We start from the raw sequence: 17,064 nt of genomic DNA on the forward strand, positions 1-17,064 counted from the left end.
TACTTTTTCAATCAAAAAGCCCTTGTTAGGTTATCACAAGCGTCAATTTGCGGACAATAATTGAGGCCCAAATATTCTGTAAGTCTATTATAGTAAGCAATTATTAAATCCCATTGTGCTCTAGAAGTTAATATCTCTTCTTCAATATTATCTCTACCGTATATATTAAGTTCTGCTTCGACTTGACTGCCAAAACTTTCAAAAATATTTTTCAACCATCCTTTAACTACATTTATAGCTTCTTCTTCACTTGGATACTCATTAAATTGTTGACAAGACATATTTAATCCCGATACAGTTGCTTGTAATTGCGGTAATAGTCCTTGAAATTCTCTCTCATATCTCTCAAAGTGCATTCTTTCATGAGATAATACAACATCCTCAAGAACAAATTTTATCAATGGTATATAACCAGGATTATTTGGATCTGAACCATAATGAGCACAAATATCATGTAGTAAATTACAATAGTCCTCAGATTCAATTTCACCATTCTCCATTTGTTCCATCATATTGTCGCTACTCTTTATAACTTGATGTGAGCTATTATTATCACACAATCCGACTAAATAAACATAAGGGACAACACTAGTATTTCCACCACCGATAAATTCAAATGGGAATTTAATATCCCCATTTTCCGGATTCGCACAAGGATTAACATTCCAAATATACCCTTCTGGAACATGCCACGGAGTCATTTTCATTCCTCCTGCTTGTCCTCCTGCAATATCGGTTGTGCAAGTTTCTACAATTGTTTGGGTTCCGGGTAAAGTGTATGTATTACTCTCAATTTCGTTAAAAAAGAAATTAGGCAATGAAGAATATTCACATTCTGGCACTTCACCACAAAAAGTCGGAGTGGTTGGTATAAATTTAATTGAGGTAGCAATATACCATTGCAGTTGATTGGGATTATAATATTCTATGTTGTATTCATTCATACCTGTATTTACTAATCTGGTTTCTGCTTCTACCAACTGCCCATTTATGCAATGAGAATAGACCGTAACTGTAACCGGCGTTCCCAGTGGTAAATTATTTATCGCCCAACTAGCTGTAACGTAGCAAGCAGCACAAGTAACCGGACAACTTTTGATAACCACTTGTCCACCAGCTTCTATTTTAACTTGTTTTAACCAGCCCCACCAGATTGCACCCCAATTTACGCCGCCACTCACTTTCCCATAAAATGGCATCGTCAGTGTTTCTGCATCTGGGTTTTCTGTTTCATAAAGAATAATTTCATCTTTTATTACAACCTGAGAATACATACTCAAATTAAAAATTATTACAAATATTAAAAGAAATTGATTATGCATAGCAGGCTCCAAAAGAAAAGCAATTTAACACAACAATGAAATGTGTGTTAATAAAAGTGAAATAGTTCAGGCACATCTCCCACAACTCCTTTGCAGATTCAACTAATACTTGTTCCCGGCATTGCCAGGAGTTATTTCACTGGCAAAGTAAATAAATATCCAAAAAAAAATCAAGTGCTGTGCCAATAATTTTTTATTTAGCTTTTATTTAATGAGCTGCCTGCTTCGGAAACAACCTTTCAGGTGGTCATTCACCATTCCTGTTGCTTGCATATGCGCGTAAACTATTGTTGAGCCGACAAACTTAAATCCTCTTTTTTTCAGGTCGTCACTGATATGGTCTGAAAGTTTTGTTTTGACAGGAATCTCTGTCGATGATTTAAAATTATTTTGAATTGGTTTCCCATTGACAAAACCCCAGATGTATTTATTAAATGTTCCGAACTCTTTTCGTACTTGTATGAATGCTTTTGCATTTGCAATCGCACCTTTAATTTTCAATTTGTTTCTGATAATTCCGGCGTCTTTCAAAAGAGAATTGATTTTTCTTTTATCATACTTTGCAATTTTATTATAATCAAAGCTGTCAAATGCTTTTCTGAAGTTTTCTCTTTTATAAAGAATTGTCTTCCAGCTTAATCCTGCCTGAAATCCTTCTAGTATTAAAAATTCAAAAAGTTTTCTGTCGTTGTGAAGAGGAACTCCCCATTCTTTATCGTGATATTTAATCATTAATTTGTCATCTGATGTCCAGGGGCAGCGTTTAATAATTTTCATTTTTCTACCATTGTATATTTAGTCTATGTTGTTTTCCTGTTATAAAAGCCTAAGATAATTCCTAAAGCCAGTGACCAAAGCGCAGCTAATCCAATCTGAAATTCTTTCGGAAGAATAAACGTAATTGTGTGTGCTGGTATCCAGAACCAGAGCAAGGAATAAAATCCTTTATCAATGTTTTTCCAGTTTGAATTTCCAGCAATAATGTTATCCAGCAGTCTGTGCATTATTACCAGGAACAGACCAAATTGTAAATTCATTAAAGTTGAAACGGCAAATGATCTGCTAAAACCGCTGAGATGCGGAAGATAGTTCTGATTAATCAGTTCATCAACAAATCCTTGAAAGCCCACGAATGCATATTTTATCAGTACCGCCAAAATACACCACTCAATAACTTTGAGCATTAGGGTTTTAAAATTATACGGAGAAATTATTTTCCGTTTGACTATCCAATGCGAAATAATGTCGCCAAATGTCCCGAGAACGGCAAATTGAGCCATTGCTGTAATAATTGGATGAGTCGTTACTAATTCTATGTACCAGTTCATTCGATTGACAAATTTTTATTTAATAAATTTAAGTAAATAATTTTTATCTATTATTCTTTCAATCAATGAACACAAAAGAAAAATTTATCGAAGAAATAAAAACCGCATATTCTTTTAAAGAAGATTATTTCACTCTTGGCGGGACAATCTTCGAAGGCGAATGTATAATCAACTCATTTATAAACATTCCACTTAAAACTTTGAACCGGCACGGTTTGATCGCCGGAGCCACAGGAACCGGGAAAACAAAAACTCTGCAGGTAATTACCGAGCAGCTTTCTTCTAAAAGTATTCCGGTTCTCGTAATGGATGTAAAAGGAGACTTCAGCGGAATTGCAAAACCAGGGTCCATCAATCCAAAAATTGAAGAGCGACATAACAAAATTGGTTTATCTTATAATCCGGTTGGTTTTCCTGTTGAACTACTTTCTCTTTCCGATGAAAAAGGTGTTCGTCTGCGTGCAACTGTCTCGGAGTTTGGACCGGTGCTTTTATCCAAAATTCTTGAGCTAAATGATACGCAGTCAAGTTTTGTGTCTTTGATTTTTAAATTCTGTGATGATACCAAGCTTCCCCTGCTTGATCTAATGGATTTTAAACGGGTACTACAGTTTATTTCTAACGAAGGAAAACAGGAAGTTGAAAAACATTATGGAAGCATTTCAACTACTTCTGTGGGGACAATACTTCGCAAAGTTATCGAACTTGAGCAGCAGGGTGCAGATAAATTCTTTGGAGAAAAATCTTTTGAGGTTGATGATCTTGTCAGAACTGATGAACAAGGCAGAGGGGTTGTTTCGATAATTCGTCTGGTTGACTTACAGGACAAACCAAAATTGTTTTCAACTTTTATGCTTTCTCTACTTGCGGAAATCTATTCCTCTTTTCCAGAAGAAGGGGATTTGCCGCAGCCAAAACTTGTCATTTTTATTGATGAAGCTCATTTAATTTTCAAGGAGGCTTCAAAAGCTCTGCTCGAGCAAATAGAAACGATTATAAAATTAATTCGTTCAAAGGGTGTGGGAATTTTCTTTTGCACACAAAATCCAACTGATGTTCCGGCAAGCGTCCTATCGCAGCTTGGATTAAAAGTTCAGCACGCTCTCAGAGCATTCACTGCAAAAGACAGACAAATGATAAAACTTACCGCTGAGAATTATCCGCTTTCTGAATATTATAAAACGGACGAGTTGTTGACATCTCTCGGAATCGGTGAAGCAGCAATATCTGTTTTAAACGAAAAAGGGATTCCAACTCCACTTGCTGCAACTCTTCTTCGGGCTCCTCAATCACGAATGGATGTTCTTACTAATGATGAAATCGATGGATTAGTCAAAAATTCAAGACTCGTTTCAAAATACGGCGAATTGATTAATAGAGAAAGCGCTTATGAGATGTTGAATCAAAAACTTGAAGCATCTGCAAAGGACACAGATTTCACATTGCCCAAGTACGAAACTCCCAAACAACCACGCGGAAGATCGAAGGAAGAAAAAAGCACGTTCGAGAAAGTATTAACAAGCACAACAACAAGACAAATCGGTAATACTGTTATAAAAGAATTAGCAAGAGGAATTTTTGGTGTGCTCGGGCTTGGCGGTTCAACAAGAAGAAGAAAATAAGTTCAATTTTCGCCAGGTTCGTTTTGTGGAGGATTTGTCGGCTCGCCATTGTTTGAAACTTTCAGTCTGTTTGAGTTTTTAAGTGCCTGCGTTAGTAGATGTTCAATCTGCGCATTGATGCTTCGTAAATCGTCCGCTGCCCATTTCTCAAGAGCAGCATAAATATTTTCATCAATTCTTAACAGAAATTTTTTCTTTTCAGCCATCACATTCCTTCTTTCTGATCACTAACTCCCAACCGCTGAATTCCTTTTCATTAGCTGTGCAAGATAAAAGCCAAGCATAATTATCCAGGGATATTCATCTATTATTTCAGCTCGTTTTTCTATGATTACTTTGCTTCTTTCTTTTATTGACATGCTGCCGTGAATGGTAACAAGTAAATTACTTTCGCCAAGATATATCTCGATTTGCTTTCTGAAAAAACCAAACTTAAATGTTAGTCTGATTCCACGGGGGAGTACTAACACACCTTTCCTTCCCCAAAAATTATTTTTAAAGTTGGCAATTGGATTTTGATATCCTTTTACTCTTATGTCAACATCACGTTTAAAAAATTTAGGTCTGTAAAACTCATATTCTTCGTTGCCAATTTTTAATTCCGCCAGATCACTAAAAAATTTTGGATAAAATAATCTTGCAATTAATTCTTCGCCGGATCGAAGCTCAAAATCTCTTTTCCAGATACTTTTTTGAAAAATCTTTAGATCTTCGCCCAGGTATTCAGAAAACTTTTTCATGTCAAATTTATTATTGATACAGCGTGCCCGTATTAATTACTGGCTGAGCTTCGGTTTCTGAAACAAGTGCAACCATCAGATTATTAACCATTGTTGCTTTTTTATCTTCATCGAGTGTAACAATTTTCTGTTCACTTAATGCGTTCAACGCCATTTGAACCATACCTACTGCGCCCTCAACTATTTTTGTCCTTGCTGCAATGATAGCTTGCGCTTGTTGTCTGCGTAGCATGGCCTGCGCAATTTCTTGTGCATAAGCAAGATATGAAATACGTGCTTCGATAATGTCAACACCCGCAACATCAAGACGAGTTTGAACAGTTTTCTGAAGACTTTCTGCAATCTCCTGCGGACTTCCGCGAAGTGAAGACTTTTCTTCTTCTTCAACATCGTACGGATATTCTGATGCAAGCTGACGAATCGCAGTTTCACTTTGAATGTCAACAAACTGCTCATAATTCTCAACATCAAATACTGCTTTTGCTGAGTCAATAACTTTCCATACAATTACTGCCCCGATTTCAATCGGATTTCCATGAAGATCGTTCACTTTAATTTTCTGACTGTTAAAGTTTCTAATTCGTAGTGAAACTTTTTTCCGAACTGTAAAGGGATTGACCCAGAAAAATCCTGATTGTCTGACTGTGCCAGTATATTTTCCAAATAATATCAGAACGCGCGAATCATTTGGCTGAATAACCATAAACCCGGATGTTAATAAGAAAAATATGATTAGCAGCGGAATGAATATCCACAGCACCTCGGGATTTTCATTTTGAATTCCGCTAATTAATAAATACACTGCAAGTGCCAGCAATGCGATGGAAATGAATAACATCAAAAATCCATTTAGTTTGTTTGCTGACTTTTCTACGATTTTTTCCATTGTTTTACTCCTTTTTGAAAATGCTATTGTAATGATATCATAATAATAGCATATTGTCAAGTAACTAATTCATTTTGCTTGATTTTCATTCGTTTTCGCAGAAATTTTATTTGAGTTGGAAATAGAATTGAAGAAAAGATTGGTCATCCAGAGAAAAATGCTTTGTACTCAAGATAGAATTCTTTGAGCATTTGATGCTTTTTTGTGCTTCTTTAAGAAAAAATTTTTTTTCTTATCAATGACAGATTAAGGATAGTTTGTCTCGACGCAGTTGAATCAACTCTGATCAATTATTTTATTAAATGTTTCGCTAGGACGCATTACTGCAGAAGCTTTTTTTTCATCCGGCAAATAGTATCCGCCGATATCAACAGGTTTTCCCTGAACAGAGATCAAATCACTTACAATCTTTTGCTCATTGTTTGAAAGTTCATTGTAAATTTTTTTGAAGCGTGATTTAAATTCTGCATCTTGCAATTGATTTGATAACTCTTCTGCCCAATACATTGCGAGATAGAACGAACTTCCTCTGTTATCAATCTCGCCAGCTTTACGCGAAGGCATTCTTCCATTCTCAAGATACTTACCAATCGCTTTGTCGAGTGTTTTTGCTAAAATGTTTGCTTTTTCATTTTTAGTTTTATCATAAACCATTTCTAAAGAAGGAACAAGCGCACAATATTCGCCGAGAGAATCCCATCTCAAATGATTTTCTTTCAGAAGCTGTTCAACATGTTTTGGTGCAGAACCTCCGGCACCGGTTTCAAACAAACCACCACCTTTTAATAATGGAACTATTGAGAGCATTCTCGCGCTCGTGCCAAGCTCAAGTATTGGGAAGAGATCCGTCAAATAATCGCGAAGTACATTTCCCGTAACTGATATTGTGTCTAATCCTTTTCTCGTTCTCTCAAGAGTATAATTCATTGCATCAACCGGTTTGAGAATTTTGATTTCAAGGTTTGTTGTGTTGTGTTCTGATAAATACCTTTTAACTTTTCGGATAATTTCTCTGTCGTGTGCTCTGTTTTCATCAAGCCAGAAAATTGCCGGTGTGTTTGAAACTTTTGCTCTATTTACTGCCAGATTAACCCAGTCTTTTACCGCTTCATCTTTTGTCTGACACATTCTATAAATATCTCCGGCTTCAACCTGTTGTTCAAGCAAAATTTTTCCTTCTGCATTTATGACGCGCACTACTCCTTTTGCTTTTATCTCAAATGTTTTATCATGCGATCCATACTCTTCGGCTTTCTTCGCCATCAATCCTACATTTGAAACTGCGCCCATAATTGCCGGATCAAACTGTCCATTTTTTTTCGCATCTTCAATAATTGCCTGATAAATTGTTGAATAACAGCGATCCGGAATCATTGCGATACAATCCTGGAGCTCATCTTTTCTGTTCCACATTTTTCCGCCATCTCGCACAACGTTTGGCATTGATGCATCAACAATTACATCGTTTGGAACATGAAGATTTGTTTTTCCAATTCTTGAATCAATCATTGCAAGTTCTGGCTGGTAATCATATACTTTGTTGACGTCGTCTTCAATTTGTTTTCTTTTCTCTTCGGGAAGTTTTTTCAATTTTTCAAGAATATCCATCAACCCGTTATTAACATTTGCACCGATTTCTTTAAGAGTTTGAGCATGTTTTTCGAGTGGTTCTTTATAATAAACAGAAACTGCGTGACCAAACATTATGGGATCGGATATTTTCATCATTGTTGCTTTAAGATGAAGTGAAAGCAGAACGCCGTCTTTCTTTGCTTCTTCAATTTGCTGTGAATAAAATTTTCTCAGTTCTTTAACGTTCATTACTGCAGAATCAATCACTTCCCCTTTCAGAAGTTTAAGATTTTCTTTCAAAAGGGATACGTTTCCATTTGCATCAACAAACTCAATTTTCACAATATCATCTTTATCAATAGTCATAGATTTTTCTGAGCCGTAAAAATCTTTTTGATTCATACTTACTACGCGGCATTTTGAACCGGATGCTGGCCAGGGTTTCATCATCTTGTGCGGGTGCATTTGTGCAAACTTTTTAACAGATGTGGATGCCCGTCTGTCTGAGTTTCCTTCTCTTATCACAGGATTGACAGCAGAGCCCAACACTTTAGCAAATCTCTCTTTTAATTTTTTATCCTCTTCTGATTTTGGTTCTTCCGGATAATCAGGAATTTTATATCCTTTATCATGTAATTCTTTTATCGCTGCTTTTAACTGTGGGATTGAAGCGCTGATATTGGGAAGCTTGATAATGTTTGCGCTTGAGTCCTGTGTTAACTCTCCAAGTTCTGCCAGGTTATCCGGAATTTTTTGTTCTTTAGTTAGATTATCGGGAAAGTTTGCAATTATTCTTCCGGCAAGCGAAATGTCTTTTTCAACAAACTCAATCCCCGTTCCTTTGGTGAAGGATTTAAGTATTGGCAGTAAACTATAACTTGCGAGCTGTGGGGCTTCGTCAATTTTGGTCCAGTTTATTTTAATGCTCATTTAAATTTATAATTAAGTTGCGAAAATATTTGAAATCAATAATTAAAAATACTCAATGGCTTTTAATAATCGAAGAATTTTAACCAGGTATTGATTCCAGTGAATTTTTTCTGATTTGCTGTTGACAATAAAGCAAATATTTTATCTCAAAATGTATAAATTACGTTGCAATATTCAGTATAATAAAAAAAAGGAATTTAAGATGGATATATTAAACACAATTCAATCGGCACTTGGAGGCGAAAACCAAAAAGATGACCTGATGTCAACAGTTTTGGGACTGCTCGGCGGGCAGGGTGGATTGCAAAATCTTATTGGTCAGTTTTCTTCAAAGGGTTTGGATGATGTAATTGGTTCTTGGGTTGGCACGGGAAAAAATCTTCCCGTTACCAGCGATCAACTGCAGAATGTTTTAGGAAAAGATACAATTGGTAATCTCGCGTCAAAACTTGGAATGGACAGTGGTGCATTGACTTCACAGCTTTCAAAACTGCTGCCGGACGTTGTTGATAAGCTAACCCCGGATGGTAAAGTTCCCGAAGGTGATATTATGGGTAAAGGAATTGATTTACTAGGCGGATTGTTTGGGAACAAATAATTATAAACGAGAATTTTGTTGCGCTTTTTATCATAATATTCAATCAAATAATGAGTGAAAAATGAAATCAATGTTTCTGACTTATCTTCTTGTGATTTTTATATCTTCAATTTCATTCTCACAATCTCTGAGAGAAAATCTTGATTATGTAAACGATCAGTTAAGCAAATACAATTCTCATAAAATTGTTTTCAACATAGATACCGAACACAAAGCACTGGTTATTTATGATGATATCTCGACTCTTGTATGTTACTTTGAAGATGTTGATTTTGACTATGCAGAAGATGACAGTGCCGCTATCGAAATATATTGTTCAGAAGAAGATGAATGTATAGATCAGAAAAAATTAAGTGAAGAAGAATATTCTGTCCTGGAAAAATATACAATAGAGCTCGATGGAGCTAACTTAAACCGAGTACTGGAAAAGCTCGACAAGATAAAAGAGCTTGTACTAGAAGAAGATTAAAGCAAGTTAACCGAATTAATTTCAATTTACATTTAACTATCGTTCATAATCTTTTTCATGGCTTGTATATTAGTTGTCAGTATAAAATTAAATCTGTTAAAAAGAACCTTCTTTACGAAAAACTGATGAAAATATTTTCAATCACAAATTGACTTTAAAAAATTAGTTAAGTAATATCATTCTAAATATTTTAAACTAATAGAAAGTGGATATATGAAGGATCTTTTTTTTACCATTTTTGTTCTCATTTTTGTTTCCTCAGCTATTGTCCAATCTCAAACTGCACGCGATGGAACATACTGGGAAGAATTATCTTATAATGAAAAAATCGCCTATGCTACGGCATTTTGGAATGGAGTTGATTGGGCAGACAGAGTGCTTGGAGATGCTTTAAAAAATTCAGAACTGGATGATTCTGATTATAATGATAAAGTCTTAAGTACTTTTAGGTCCTATTCAAATATTGGTTCTACGACTATCGGCAATATAGTTTCAAGGATAGATGATTTCTATAGTGATCAGCTCAATAAATATGTTAAGTTGATTAATGCAATGGATATCATTGTGTTGAATATCCAGGGGATTCCTATGGATAATCCTTCAATACAATCCATCTTATCCTCTTACAGACAACGATAATCTGTTTCTAAATCCGATTTTAATGCCCGTTTTTTTAACGGGCTTTTCATATTGCCACAGCTATATAAATATTGATGAAATCTTTTTGTCGTGCTGATATTCTTCACTTAATTTTTCTGCGATATTTTTTCTACGTATTAATTTTATAACCTCAATTACAAAGAGTTTTTTAATGAAATTCGTTCCGTCTTACAAAAATATTTCTTCTGAAAATTTTTCTTATAGACTTGTTCGTGCAGACGAAATTATAAAAAAGTGTACGAGTTGTCCGCGTAATTGTCTTGTTGATCGAACTAACGATGAGCTCGGGACTTGCCAAAGCAGAGATTTACCAATTGTTTCATCGTACACACCACACTTCGGCGAAGAACCTGTTTTATCAGGAACGAATGGTGCGGGAAATATTTTCTTTGGTAATTGCAACCTTCGTTGCGACTATTGCCAGAATTTTGTCATCAGTCAGAATCCAAAAACTGAAATTAGAAACGAAGTGTCACATGAACGACTTGCTGAAATTATGCTTGAGCTGCAAACTTTGGGCTGCCACAACATCGGATTGGTATCGCCAACTCATTTTGCCGTTCCAATTCTCAAGTCAATTAAACTTGCAATCGATAAAGGTTTAACACTTCCGATAATTTATAATACAAACGGATATGACTCGGTGGAGATACTAAAGCTTTACAAAGATGTCGTAGATATTTATCTGCCCGATTTCAAATATGGTAATAATGACTACGGAAGACGTTATTCAAAAGTGCCTGATTATTTTGACAAGGTTAGTCAGGCAATTACAGAAATGTACGAACAGGTTGGCAGTGCGCTTATTTATGAAAACGGAGTTGTTGTGAGAGGATTAATTATTCGTCACCTTGTTCTTCCGAATGGCCTAGCCGATTCAGAAGAAGTTTTTAAGTTCATCGCTGAACTGGATTCTAAAATTCATATTTCATTGATGGCTCAATATTTCCCAACTAATCGTGCAGAAAAAAACATTCTTTTAAATCGGGCGGTGAGAAATTCTGAGTTTGACCGTGTTGCAGATCTGCTTGATAAGTACGAATTAGAAAATGGCTGGATTCAGGAGATGGAAAGTCAGGATTTCTATCGTCCTAATTTCGATCAAGACAGAGAAGATCCTTTCGGAAATAAAAAGTTGTTTGATGTGTCTGACCTCAAACCATAAAAAAATTTTCCGGATTAAATATACTCGACGATCAGCCCTTCATGTGTAAGGGTGAGAGACTCGATTATAACTTCACTTGAATGAGCATTCAGTGCAGAGTATTCAAGCTTCGAGGGAAAAGCATTTCTAAGTTTCCAAATTACTATCGGCTCATGCCGTTCATTCAGAAGAGAAATTACAACATCGCGCCTTTCAACCTGGTTAAAATTTGCCGTATTAATCCATCTATAAAAATCCGCATCGTTTCTAATTATTCCTCGTTTCAGCACCACATCTGAAAATTTTTTTAATCCCGGCATTTTTCTAACAGAACTTTCCGGTGATGAGCCTTCGCGATAATCAACTACATCAAGCTCGATTGAAAGTCCGCTGACTTCCATAAACCCGATGTTGTTTCCTCCCCATTCTACTTTAAAATGATTTTTTGCGTGTGGATAATTCATAAATAATCTCCTTAAAAATTTAAATGGTAAACAACCTTTCGATGATGAACTCATACTTATGGTCAGTATTTCTTCGGTGCAAAAAACTTATTGTATAAAAGTAATCCTATAATCGTAACAAACCCTATCATAGAAAAAATAATCCACAATGTTCTTGGCTGATTTAGTTTATCAACGAAATGAACGTAAAGATTTGCGCCAAGAATTCCGCCTATAAAACTTCCCAGCACACCATATAAAAACGCATAACCCAGATAAAGTGCTTTCTTGTCTTCAGGAGCAATTAATCCAACATAGCTTATGTATTTTGGATGTGCTGTCATTTCGCCAATAGAAAAAATTATTATCCCCAGCATAAAAACCCAGATACTTGTATCAATAGCAAGAATTGCCATCCCGATTGTACCCATTGCAATGCCTGTAATCATTGTAGGAAGTGCCTTTGTGTTCTTCACAATATTTGAAACTAAAATCTGAAGTAAGATTATTGTCCCGGCATTTATTACGGTTACGTGTTCAACATCAAACTTCCAGTTGAGATTTATTCCAACTGAAGAAAAAATACCATTGATGAAATTATTCAGTGCCTTTGCATCTACGTATTTCTGTACATACCAGAGAACGGAATCAAACTGCTGAAAGTAAAGAATCCAGAAGCCGGAGTAAATAATAATCAAACCGATGAAGCGGACATCGGACAAAACCATTACTGCTCCTTTCAAAACTTCTAAAATAGTTTTTGTGTTTTCTGGTTTTTTTGGTTCTTTATAAACGAGAAGTGTTGGTATTAACATTGCCGTTGTTGCAATTGCAGAAGCAACCATTACATATTGCCAACCGAAAGTATTTTTTATGTATGGAACAAGAATCAGCGGGAATAAAAATGCACCGAGGTTAATTGACCAATAAAATATTCCAAAACCAAGCGTGCTGTTACTTTCATTCGTTTCTCTTGCAATAGTTCCTGATATCATCGGCTTAAATGCGCCGGCACCAACAGCCATAATTATCAAGCTTGCAAACACCATTGCATATTCTGTTGTCTGGCTTGTAAGAAAATATCCAATTCCTAAAAAGATAAACGCAAAGATCAAAGTTTTTCTGTAACCAAATCTTTCCCCTATCGCACCAGACAGTATTGGAAGAATATAAAGCAACGGCTGAATCGTGCTTTTTATAACTCCAACACTTTCTTTTGAAAAGCTAAGCTGGTCAGTCATGTAAACAGACAGGATACTCATCATTCCATAGTATGAGCCTCGTTCAAAAAATTCCATCAGGATAACTATCCAATAGTTTTTAGAGAAGGAAGAAATGCCTGGCTTTTTATCGGGAGAGTTTTCTGACATACGGATGATCCCTGTTCTAATTGGAATTTTTTTAAGAGCAAAGTTATGCGAGGAAAGCGATTTTGCCAAAAAGATTTTTGATTATTCGTTCACGTTCGGACATTGCAATGAATTACGCTGATTATGAAACGCCAGTCTTAAAAAATGATACTGTCCCGCTACCGTGGGTGATTTGGCAAGAGCTAATAATTCAAAATCGGGCTCAGCCATCTTTCAATTTCTTCAACACTCATTCCTTTTCGACGATGATAGTCAAGCACCTGGTCTTTGCTGATTTTTCCCACCGTAAAATATTTCGATTCCGGATGAGAGAAATACACTCCGCAAACACTTGCGGCAGGATACATCATTTGACTTTCCGTCAATTTTATTCCTGAATTTTGTTCTGCATTTAGAAGCGAAAATATAATGGGCTTTTCTGTATGGTCCGGTTGTGCTGGATAACCTGGCGCCGGGCGGATACCAAAATATTTTTCTTTAATCAGATCATCATTTGAAAAGTTCTCATCTGAAGCGTATCCCCAATATTCTTTTCTGACAAGTTCGTGAAGATGTTCAGCAAATGCTTCGGCGAGCCTGTCAGCAATTACTTTTATCATAATACTATTGTAATCATCGTGTTCGTTATCAAATTTTTCAATCAACTTTTCAATTCCTGTCCCGGCAGTAACTGCAAACATTCCTATGTAATCTTTAACATTGGTTTCTTTGGGTGCGATGAAATCTGCAAGGGCAATGTTTGGTTCATTCGCCGACTTTTGCATTTGTTGTCTTATCGTGTGAAGAACTCTTTTAACTCCGCTTCGTGTTTCATCAGAATAAACTTCAATGTCATCAACACCCACTGAATTTGCCGGGAACAAACCAACTATTCCATTTGCCGTAAGAAGTTTTTCATTAATTACTTTTTCAAGCAATTTGTTAGCATCGTCAAATAATTTTTTGGCTTCGCTTCCAACCGATTCACTTTCAAAGATAGAAGGATATTTCCCTTTCAGTTCCCATGTCATGAAAAATGGTGTCCAATCTATATAATTTTTCAGGATTGAAAGATCATAATTCTTAAGAACTGTTAATCCTGATTTGTTCGGTTTTTTTATTTTTGTTTTTAACCAATCTATTTTAAGCCGGTTGTTTCGTGCTTCTTCTAAGGAGATAAAACTTTTGTCTGATTTTTTCTTTTCATAATCTTCTTTTAGTTGAGTGTATTCTTTTTTAAATGCCTGGATATATTTGTCCTTTACGCCGGCATCTTTATTCAGAAGGTTCGATACAACAGGAACGCTGCGTGAAGCATCAAGAACATGAATGACAGGTCCGCTATACTTAGGTGCAATTTTAACTGCAGTGTGTACGCGCGATGTAGTTGCGCCACCGATAAGCAGAGGGAGATTCATTCCTCTTCTTTCCATTTCATTTGCTACATGAACCATTTCATCAAGCGATGGTGTGATTAGTCCGCTAACTCCTATTACATCTACTTTTTCATCGATAGCGGTCTGAAGAATTTTTTCGGTGTGAACCATAACTCCAAGATCAATAACTTCATAATTATTACAACCAAGCACAACTCCAACTATGTTTTTACCAATGTCGTGAACATCTCCTTTAACTGTTGCCATCAGTACACGACCCCGTTTTCGAGGATTAGAATTTTTAGTCTTCTCTGCTTCAATATATGGAATGAGATATGCAACCGCTTTCTTCATCACTCTTGCACTTTTCACAACTTGCGGTAAAAACATTTTTCCTGAGCCAAACAGATCGCCAACCACATTCATACCTGCCATTAAAGGACCTTCAATTACCTCAATAGGTTGAGAATATTTTTGTCGGGCTTCTTCAACATCTTCGTCAATGTAATCAACATTTCCTTTTATCAGAGCATGTTTCAGTCTTTCATCAATGGGAAGCTTTCGCCACTCATCTTTTTTTTCTTCTCCATCAATTGAGGAACGATCTTTTTTCTTTATCGTTTCGGCAAATTCAATCAGTCTTTCGGTTGCATCCGGTTTTCTGTTAAAAATTACGTCTTCGACTTTTTCGAGAAGTTCTTTAGGTATTTCCTCATAGACTTCAAGCTGACCAGCATTAACAATCCCCATATCCATCCCTGCTTTTATTGCGTGATACAGAAATGCAGAATGCATGGCTTCGCGAACAACATCATTACCACGAAAAGAAAAAGAAAGATTGCTTACGCCGCCGCTAACTTTTGCATAAGGAAGATTTTGTTTTATCCATCTTGCTGCTTCGATGTAATCAACAGCATAGTTATTATGTTCTTCTATTCCGGTTGCAATTGCAAGAATATTTGGATCAAATATTATGTCCTGCGGGGGAAAGCCAATTTCATCTTTTAAGATTTTGTAAACACGATTGCAAACTTCGATTCTTCGTTCAAAAGTATCCGCCTGACCTTTTTCATCGAAAGCCATAACGATAACCGCCGCACCATAATTTAAAATTTTTCTCGCCTGTTCTTTGAAAACATTTTCGCCCTCTTTCAGTGAAATTGAGTTAACAATGCCTTTTCCCTGAAGACATTTTAATCCGGTTTCAATCACTGTCCACTTAGATGAATCAAGCATTATCGGTAGTTTTGCTATCTCTGGTTCCGCTTCAAGAAGATTAAGAAACTTTATCATTGATACTTCTGAGTCGAGCATCGCTTCGTCCATATTAATATCGAGAACCTGTGCGCCGCCTTCAACCTGATCGCGGGCAACAGAAAGTGCTTCATCAAATTTATTTTCTTTGATAAGGCGTGCAAATTTTTTTGAACCGGTTACGTTTGTTCTCTCACCTATGTTCATAAAATTGGAATCGGGACGAAGAACAACGGGTTCAAGTCCGCTCAATCGTAAATATGGTTCCAGCTTTTTTGGAATTCCGGGTTTATAATTTCCCACAATGCTGGCAATTTCTTTTATATGATCCGGGGTTGTTCCGCAGCAGCCTCCGACTATATTTACAAATCCGCTTTTTAAAAAATCTTCAAGAACCGCTACCATTATTTTTGGTGTTTCATCGTAACCACCCATTTCATTTGGCAAGCCTGCATTAGGATAAACCGATAAGAATTTATCAGACACATTATGAAGATCCTGCACAAAGGGTCGAATCTGTTTAGCACCAAGCGCACAATTTAAACCAACACTTACAAGATTTTTTGCATGAGAAACAGAAATATAAAAGGCTTCTACTGTTTGACCCGACAATGTTCTTCCGCTCTGATCAACAATAGTTCCGGAAATCATAACCGGAATATCAAGTGATCGTTCACTTATTAATTTTTCAACACCAAATATTGCTGCTTTAGCATTGAGAGTATCGAATATGGTTTCAATTAATAAAATATCAGCGCCGCCATCAACCAATCCACGGGCGGCATCATAGTACGCAATTTCAACCTGATCAAAAGTAACAGCACGAAATCCGGGATCGTTAACATTCGGTGAAAGCGAAAGTGTTTTGTTGGTCGGTCCAAGGGCTCCGGCAACAAAATGATATTTTGTTTTGTCTTTTCTATCAAACTCTTCCGCAACTTCTTTTGCAATTTTTGCAGATTGAAAATTTATTTCATACGCTATTTCCTGCAGGTTATAATCAGACTGTGAAATTGTATTGGCATTAAAAGTATTTGTTTCGATTATGTCGGCACCGGCGTCAAAGTATGCGCGATGAATCCCTTTTATAATTTCCGGCTGAGTGATAGAAAGAAGATCGTTGTTGCCTTTAAGATCGTGCGGATGATTTTTGAATCTTGCGCCCCGGAAATCTTTTTCTGTTAATTTATGACGTTGTATCATCGTTCCCATTGCGCCATCTATAACGAGAATTTTTTCTTGTAATAACTTTTTGAATGCTTTGACTGTTAGTTTCATTTTTTATTATGCCGAACTTGTTTCGGCATCTCTTTTTATATGGTAAATTTCCAATATGATCAAGATCCTGAAACAAGTTCAGGATAAGATTTA

The 17,064-nt window shown here is 36.2% G+C and carries 15 protein-coding genes; 5 read left to right on the top strand and 10 right to left on the bottom strand.

Annotated features, from left to right (window positions below):
• Window positions 1-11: 11 nt before the first annotated feature.
• From HND39_05840 to HND39_05850, 3 genes are all read right to left on the bottom strand, one after another.
• On the bottom strand, window positions 12-1,322 hold the full coding sequence (locus HND39_05840; GenBank protein QKJ95840.1) for a hypothetical protein: 1,311 nt from the start codon (window positions 1,320-1,322) through the stop codon (window positions 12-14).
• A gap of 204 nt (window positions 1,323-1,526) precedes the next feature.
• Window positions 1,527-2,099, bottom strand: coding sequence for a DNA-3-methyladenine glycosylase I (locus tag HND39_05845; GenBank protein ID QKJ95841.1), 573 nt, complete (start codon window positions 2,097-2,099; stop codon window positions 1,527-1,529).
• A gap of 23 nt (window positions 2,100-2,122) precedes the next feature.
• Window positions 2,123-2,650 carry a hypothetical protein gene (locus tag HND39_05850; protein ID QKJ95842.1) on the bottom strand — a complete coding sequence of 176 codons (528 nt, stop codon included), beginning with the start codon at window positions 2,648-2,650 and terminating at the stop codon, window positions 2,123-2,125.
• A gap of 65 nt (window positions 2,651-2,715) precedes the next feature.
• Between HND39_05850 and HND39_05855 the strand changes: the two genes are divergently transcribed.
• Window positions 2,716-4,272 (top strand): DUF853 family protein, encoded by a 1,557-nt coding sequence (locus HND39_05855; GenBank protein ID QKJ95843.1) that lies wholly within the window; start codon window positions 2,716-2,718, stop codon window positions 4,270-4,272.
• Between the two features lie 2 nt (window positions 4,273-4,274).
• Here the strand turns inward: HND39_05855 and HND39_05860 are convergent, their stop codons facing one another.
• From HND39_05860 to HND39_05875, 4 genes are all read right to left on the bottom strand, one after another.
• Entirely contained in the window at window positions 4,275-4,478 is a 204-nt protein-coding gene (locus HND39_05860; GenBank protein ID QKJ95844.1) for a hypothetical protein, read from the bottom strand.
• A 21-nt stretch (window positions 4,479-4,499) separates the two neighbouring features.
• Entirely contained in the window at window positions 4,500-5,012 is a 513-nt protein-coding gene (locus HND39_05865) for a hypothetical protein (GenBank protein ID QKJ95845.1), read from the bottom strand.
• Between the two features lie 10 nt (window positions 5,013-5,022).
• The gene (locus HND39_05870; GenBank protein QKJ95846.1) at window positions 5,023-5,898 is read right to left on the bottom strand and encodes an SPFH domain-containing protein; all 876 of its coding nucleotides are present in this window, start codon (window positions 5,896-5,898) and stop codon (window positions 5,023-5,025) included.
• A 276-nt stretch (window positions 5,899-6,174) separates the two neighbouring features.
• Entirely contained in the window at window positions 6,175-8,400 is a 2,226-nt protein-coding gene (locus tag HND39_05875; GenBank protein ID QKJ95847.1) for an NADP-dependent isocitrate dehydrogenase, read from the bottom strand.
• Window positions 8,401-8,602: 202 nt separating this feature from the next.
• On the opposite strand from HND39_05875, the gene HND39_05880 reads away from it, so the two are divergent.
• The 4 genes from HND39_05880 (at window position 8,603) to HND39_05895 (ending at window position 11,292) form a co-directional block, all read left to right on the top strand.
• Complete coding sequence (locus HND39_05880) at window positions 8,603-8,998, top strand: DUF937 domain-containing protein (protein QKJ95848.1); 396 nt, start codon at window positions 8,603-8,605, stop codon at window positions 8,996-8,998.
• Between the two features lie 61 nt (window positions 8,999-9,059).
• On the top strand, window positions 9,060-9,467 hold the full coding sequence (locus HND39_05885) for a hypothetical protein (protein QKJ95849.1): 408 nt from the start codon (window positions 9,060-9,062) through the stop codon (window positions 9,465-9,467).
• A 213-nt stretch (window positions 9,468-9,680) separates the two neighbouring features.
• Window positions 9,681-10,106 carry a hypothetical protein gene (locus tag HND39_05890; GenBank protein ID QKJ95850.1) on the top strand — a complete coding sequence of 142 codons (426 nt, stop codon included), beginning with the start codon at window positions 9,681-9,683 and terminating at the stop codon, window positions 10,104-10,106.
• A gap of 172 nt (window positions 10,107-10,278) precedes the next feature.
• Window positions 10,279-11,292 carry a radical SAM protein gene (locus HND39_05895; GenBank protein ID QKJ95851.1) on the top strand — a complete coding sequence of 338 codons (1,014 nt, stop codon included), beginning with the start codon at window positions 10,279-10,281 and terminating at the stop codon, window positions 11,290-11,292.
• A gap of 14 nt (window positions 11,293-11,306) precedes the next feature.
• Here HND39_05895 and HND39_05900 read toward each other — a convergent pair whose 3' ends face one another.
• The 3 genes from HND39_05900 to metH form a co-directional block, all read right to left on the bottom strand.
• Complete coding sequence (locus tag HND39_05900) at window positions 11,307-11,735, bottom strand: phage tail protein (GenBank protein QKJ95852.1); 429 nt, start codon at window positions 11,733-11,735, stop codon at window positions 11,307-11,309.
• A 62-nt stretch (window positions 11,736-11,797) separates the two neighbouring features.
• A complete protein-coding gene (locus HND39_05905; protein ID QKJ95853.1) occupies window positions 11,798-13,084 on the bottom strand; it encodes an MFS transporter in 1,287 nt (428 codons plus the stop codon).
• 182 nt (window positions 13,085-13,266) lie between these two features.
• The gene (gene metH, locus HND39_05910) at window positions 13,267-16,971 is read right to left on the bottom strand and encodes a methionine synthase (GenBank protein QKJ95854.1); all 3,705 of its coding nucleotides are present in this window, start codon (window positions 16,969-16,971) and stop codon (window positions 13,267-13,269) included.
• Window positions 16,972-17,064 lie beyond the last annotated feature (93 nt).

This window comes from Ignavibacteriota bacterium (genome assembly GCA_013285405.1).
Classification (GTDB): Bacteria; Bacteroidota; Ignavibacteria; order Ignavibacteriales; family Ignavibacteriaceae; genus IGN2.

What these genes read in the sequence shown, in the direction of transcription:
- HND39_05840 (QKJ95840.1), bottom strand. Translation starts at nt 1,322, where the DNA reads ATGCATAATCAATTTCTTTTAATATTTGTAATAATTTTTAATTTGAGT.
- HND39_05845 (QKJ95841.1), bottom strand. Translation starts at nt 2,099, where the DNA reads ATGAAAATTATTAAACGCTGCCCCTGGACATCAGATGACAAATTAATG.
- HND39_05850 (QKJ95842.1), bottom strand. Translation starts at nt 2,650, where the DNA reads ATGAACTGGTACATAGAATTAGTAACGACTCATCCAATTATTACAGCA.
- HND39_05855 (QKJ95843.1), top strand. Translation starts at nt 2,716, where the DNA reads ATGAACACAAAAGAAAAATTTATCGAAGAAATAAAAACCGCATATTCT.
- HND39_05860 (QKJ95844.1), bottom strand. Translation starts at nt 4,478, where the DNA reads ATGGCTGAAAAGAAAAAATTTCTGTTAAGAATTGATGAAAATATTTAT.
- HND39_05865 (QKJ95845.1), bottom strand. Translation starts at nt 5,012, where the DNA reads ATGAAAAAGTTTTCTGAATACCTGGGCGAAGATCTAAAGATTTTTCAA.
- HND39_05870 (QKJ95846.1), bottom strand. Translation starts at nt 5,898, where the DNA reads ATGGAAAAAATCGTAGAAAAGTCAGCAAACAAACTAAATGGATTTTTG.
- HND39_05875 (QKJ95847.1), bottom strand. Translation starts at nt 8,400, where the DNA reads ATGAGCATTAAAATAAACTGGACCAAAATTGACGAAGCCCCACAGCTC.
- HND39_05880 (QKJ95848.1), top strand. Translation starts at nt 8,603, where the DNA reads ATGGATATATTAAACACAATTCAATCGGCACTTGGAGGCGAAAACCAA.
- HND39_05885 (QKJ95849.1), top strand. Translation starts at nt 9,060, where the DNA reads ATGAAATCAATGTTTCTGACTTATCTTCTTGTGATTTTTATATCTTCA.
- HND39_05890 (QKJ95850.1), top strand. Translation starts at nt 9,681, where the DNA reads ATGAAGGATCTTTTTTTTACCATTTTTGTTCTCATTTTTGTTTCCTCA.
- HND39_05895 (QKJ95851.1), top strand. Translation starts at nt 10,279, where the DNA reads ATGAAATTCGTTCCGTCTTACAAAAATATTTCTTCTGAAAATTTTTCT.
- HND39_05900 (QKJ95852.1), bottom strand. Translation starts at nt 11,735, where the DNA reads ATGAATTATCCACACGCAAAAAATCATTTTAAAGTAGAATGGGGAGGA.
- HND39_05905 (QKJ95853.1), bottom strand. Translation starts at nt 13,084, where the DNA reads ATGTCAGAAAACTCTCCCGATAAAAAGCCAGGCATTTCTTCCTTCTCT.
- metH (QKJ95854.1), bottom strand. Translation starts at nt 16,971, where the DNA reads ATGAAACTAACAGTCAAAGCATTCAAAAAGTTATTACAAGAAAAAATT.